Origin of the sequence: Rhizobium sp. 2YAF20, from assembly GCF_052114685.1 — a bacterium.
GTDB lineage: Bacteria > Pseudomonadota > Alphaproteobacteria > Rhizobiales > Rhizobiaceae > Rhizobium.
Window position 1 is genome coordinate 1 of the sequence record NZ_JBFRFF010000133.1, and the last position, 704, is coordinate 704.

The window sequence follows — 704 nt, forward strand, 5'->3', positions numbered from 1 at the left end:
CGATTGCAGCGGGTTGAAACACAACACGACCATGCCGGCCGGCATTCAGCTCAATGAGCAGGATAGATGAAGATCAAGGTGATACGGATGCCGGAAGAGTGTTCGTGCGAGATATTTTGGGGCTCGCTAAGGCGGCTGCATGATTGCGCAGCGAGCCGGCGCCATTGGTTCGAGGAGGAGACTATGTCGGAAAAGATTCATCCGGTGATGAAATCGGTCAAGGCGCGCGCTTTGATCGATCAGGCGAAGTACCAGAAATGGTATCAGCAGAGCGTCGAAGAGCCCGATAAATTCTGGGGCAAGCACGGCAAGCGCATCGACTGGTTCAAGCCCTATACCAAGGTCAAGAACACCTCTTTCACAGGAAAGGTGTCGATCAAATGGTTCGAGGACGGCCTCACCAACGTCGCCTATAATTGCATTGACCGGCACCTGAAGAAGCGTGGCGATCAGGTTGCCTTCATCTGGGAAGGCGACAACCCCTACATCGACAAGAAGGTAACCTACAACGAGCTCTACGAGCAGGTTTGCCGCATGGCGAACGTGCTGAAAAAGCACGGCGTCAAGAAAGGCGATCGCGTTACCATCTACATGCCGATGATACCCGAGGCCGCCTATGCGATGCTCGCCTGCGCGCGGATCGGTGCGGTCCATTCCGTTGTTTTCGGCGGCTTCTCGCCCGATGCCCTGGCCGGGCGTATCGT

At 55.8% G+C, this 704-nt stretch carries 1 protein-coding gene; it reads left to right on the forward strand.

All coding sequences use genetic code 11. The annotated features are described in order from the left end of the window. Nucleotides 1-183 precede the first annotated feature (183 nt). A partial coding sequence (locus tag AB4Z52_RS36260) for an AMP-binding protein (protein ID WP_442222622.1) occupies nt 184-704 on the forward strand: 521 nt, incomplete at its 3' end.